The 3,987-nt window shown below is 75.3% G+C and carries 1 protein-coding gene; it reads left to right on the top strand.

Annotated elements, in window-relative coordinates:
* Positions 1-3,987, top strand: a 3,987-nt coding sequence (locus tag VFZ20_RS21810) for an amino acid adenylation domain-containing protein (RefSeq protein ID WP_329686063.1), incomplete at both ends; no start/stop codon positions are given.

Genomic DNA, 3,987 nt, shown 5'->3' with positions numbered 1-3,987 from the left:
ACGGTGGAGCGCTGGGCCGGCTACCTGCGGCGGGTGCTGCGGGAGATGGCGGCGGATGAGCATCGTCCCGTGGACCGGCTGCGGATCCTCCCCGGGGAGGAGCGCCGCCTCGTGCTGGACGCGTGGAGCCGCGCGGACGTGCAGGCTCCGCCCCGGTCGTGCGTGCACGCGCGGTTCGAGGCGCGGGCCCATCAGGCGCCGGACGCCGTCGCGCTCGTGGCCGACGGCGCGTCGCTCACCTACGGGGCGCTGAACGCGCGGGCCAACCGGCTGGCGCACCACCTCCGCGCGCTGGGCGTGGGCCCGGACGTGCGCGTGGCGCTGGTGATGACGCGCTCCGCCGCGCTGGTGGAGGCGGAGCTGGCCGTCCTCAAGGCCGGCGGCGTCTACCTGCCGCTGGACCCCGAGCACCCGGCGGAGCGGCTGCGGGGGATGCTGGACGACAGCGCCCCCGCCGCCCTGCTGACGACGGGCGCCCTGGCGGAGCGCTTCGCGGACCTGGGCCTGCCCGTGCTGGCCGTGGACGCGGAGACGCCCGCCTGGGCCTCGCTGCCGGAGACGAACCCGGCCGTCGCCGGGCTGACGCCGGACCACCTGGCGTACGTGATGTACACGTCCGGCTCCACGGGCCGGCCCAAGGGCGTGATGGTGCCGCACCGGGCCATCGTGCGCCTCGTCGTGGACAACGGGTACGCGGACGTCGGCGCGGACGACCGCGTGGCGTTCGCCGCGAACCCGGCGTTCGACGCGTCCACGCTGGAGGTGTGGGCGCCGCTGGTGAACGGCGGGCGCATCGTCGTCATCGGCCAGGACACGCTGCTCGATCCGCACAGCTTCGGCGCGGCGCTGCGGACGCACGAGGTCAGCGTCCTGTGGCTCACCGTGGGCCTGTTCAACCAGTACGCGGAGGCGCTGCGGGATACGTGGGCGCGGCTGCGCTACCTGGTCGTGGGCGGCGACGCGCTGGACCCGGCCGTCATCGGCCGGGTGCTGCGGGATGGCCCTCCGGCGCACCTGCTGAACGGGTACGGGCCCACGGAGACGACGACGTTCGCCGTCACGCACGAGATCCGGCGGGTGGAGGAGGGCGCGCGCGGCATCCCGCTGGGCCGACCCATCTCCAACACCCGCGTCTACGTGCTGGACGGGGCGGGGGAGCCGGTGCCGGTGGGGGTGGCGGGCGAGCTCTTCATCGGGGGCGCGGGCCTGGCGCGGGGCTACCAGGACCGCCCGTCGCTGACGGCGGAGCGCTTCGTCCCGGACCCGTTCGGCGGCGAGGCGGGCGCGCGGATGTACCGCACGGGGGACCTGGCGCGGTGGCGGGCGGACGGCACGCTGGAGTTCCTGGGACGCACGGACCACCAGGTCAAGGTGCGCGGGTTCCGCATCGAGCCGGGCGAGATCGAGGCGCGGCTGGCGGAGCACCCGGGCGTGCGCGCGGCCGTCGTTCTCGTCCGGGAAGACGCGCCGGGGGACAAGCGGCTCGTGGCGTACGTGGCCGCGGACGAGACGTCGTCGGCCGACGCGCTGCGCGCGCACCTGGCGGAGCGGCTGCCGGACTACATGGTGCCGGCGGCGTACGTGCGGCTGGACGCGCTGCCGCTCACGCCCAACGGCAAGGTGGACCGCCGGGCCCTCCCTGCGCCGGAGGGCGACGCCTTTGCCGCCCGCGCGTACGAGGCGCCCGTGGGCGAGACGGAGCAGGCGCTGGCGGACGTGTGGGCCGAGGTGCTGGGCGTGGAGCGGGTGGGCCGCTGGGACAACTTCTTTGACCTGGGCGGGCACTCGCTCCTGGCGGTGCAGGTGGGCTCGCGCGTGCGGCAGGCGCTGGGCGCCGAGATCCCCCTGCGCGAGGTGTTCACCTCGCCCGTGCTGGCGGACCTGGCCCGGGCCATCGAGGGCGCCACGCGCGCCACGCTCCCCGCCATCGAGCCCGCCGACCGGGGCGGCCGCCTCGCGCTGTCCTTTGCCCAGCAGCGGCTGTGGTTCCTGGAGCAGCTGGGCAACCTGGGGAGCACCTACCACATCCCCTACGGCGTGCGCCTGCGCGGGGCGCTGGACCGGGACGCGCTCGTGCGGACGCTGGACCGGATCGTCGCGCGCCACGAGGTGCTGCGCACGGGCATCGTGGTCGTGGACGGCGAGCCCGAGCAGCGCATCGCCCCCGCGGAGGGGAGCCGGTTCGCCCTCGTGGAGCACGACCTGTCCGCGCAGCCGGACCCGGACGCCGCGCTGGCCCCGCTGCTGGTGGAAGAGGCCCGCGCGCCCTTTGACCTGGCCGGCGGGCCGCTCGTCCGCGGGCGGCTGGTCCGCATGGGCGCCGACGACCACGTGCTGCTCGTCACCATGCACCACTTGGCCAGCGACGGCTGGTCCATGGGCGTGTTCGTCCGCGAGCTGGGCGCGCTGTACACCGCGTTCCGCGCCGGCCGGGGCGATCCGCTCCCCCCGCTCCCCACGCAGTACGCGGACTACGCGGCGTGGCAGCGGCGCTGGGTGGAGGGCGACGTCCTCCGCACGCAGGCGGACTACTGGACGCGGACGCTGGGGGGCGCGCCGGAGCTGCTGGAGCTGCCTACGGACCGCGCGCGCCCCCGCACGCAGGACTTCACGGGCGGCTGGATGCCCCTGGGGCTGGACGGGGAGACGACGGCGGCGCTCAAGGCACTGGGGCGCCGGCACGGGACGACGCTGTACATGACGCTGCTGGCGGGGTGGGCCGTGGTGCTCGGCCGTCTTTCGGGGCAGGACGACGTCGTCATCGGCAGCTCCATGGCGGGGCGGGGGCGCCGGGAGATCGAGGGATTGATCGGCCTGTTCGTCAACACGCTGGCGCTGCGGCTGGACGCATCCGGCTCGCAGACGGTGGCGCAGCTGCTGGGGCGTGCCCGGGCGCGGGCGCTGGAGGCGCAGCAGCACCAGGACATCCCGTTCGAGCAGGTGGTGGACCTGGTGGACCCCGTGCGCAGCCTGGCGCACACGCCGCTCTTCCAGGCCATGTTCACCTGGCAGAACGCCCCCGGCGCGAGCGGCCTTTCGCTTCCCGGGCTGCGGACGGAGCGGGTGGCCGCCGGGTCCGGGCGGATGCAGAGCAAGTACGACCTGTCGCTGACCCTGTGGGAGGCGGACGGGGGAATCACGGGCGGCGTGACGTTCGCCACGGCGCTCTTCGAGGCGTCCACGGTGGAGCGCTGGGTAGGCTACCTGGGCCGGGTGCTGCGGGAGATGGCGGCGGACCCGTCGCAGCGGCTGGACCGCATCTCCCTCATGCCGGAGGACGAGCGCGCGCTGGTCGTGGAGGAGTGGAACCGGACGGAGGCCGCGTACCCGGCGCAGTCGTGCCTGCACGAGCCGTTCGAGGCGCGGGCGGCCCGCACGCCGGACGCCGTAGCGCTCGTCTCCGCCACGGGTGAGCGGATGACGTACGGGGCGCTGAACCGGCGTGCCAACCGGCTGGCGCACGGGCTCCGGGCACGGGGCGTGGGCCCCGGCGTGCGCGTGGGGCTTTGCGTGGAGCGCGGACCGGCCATGGTGGAGGGGGTGCTGGGGATCCTCAAGGCGGGCGGCGTGTTCGTCCCGCTGGACCCGGGCTACCCCCGCGAGCGGCTGGAGTACATGCTGGCGGACAGCGCCCCGGCGGCCGTGCTGGCACAGGGCCCGGTGATGGCGAACGTCGGCGCCACGCTGGCCGGGCTGGGGCGCGACGTCCCCGTGCTGGAGCTGGACGCGGCTGCGCCGGCGTGGGCGGACGCGCCGGAGAGCAACCCGGAACGCGGCGGGCTCACGCCGGAGCACCCGGCGTACGTGACGTACACGTCCGGCTCCACGGGGCGGCCCAAGGGCGTCCCGTCCATCCACCACAAGGTGCTGAACCTCGTCCACTGGTACGGGCGGGAGCTGGGGCTCACGGAGGACGACGCCGTCCTGCTGGTGATGTCGTTCAGCTTCGACGGCACCTACCGCAACCTGTTCGCCCCGCTGTTCGCG

The organism is Longimicrobium sp. (genome assembly GCF_036280135.1).
GTDB lineage: Bacteria > Gemmatimonadota > Gemmatimonadetes > Longimicrobiales > Longimicrobiaceae > Longimicrobium.
Note: the sequence above shows the minus strand (reverse complement) of the source record. Positions and strands in the feature narration are given on the sequence as shown.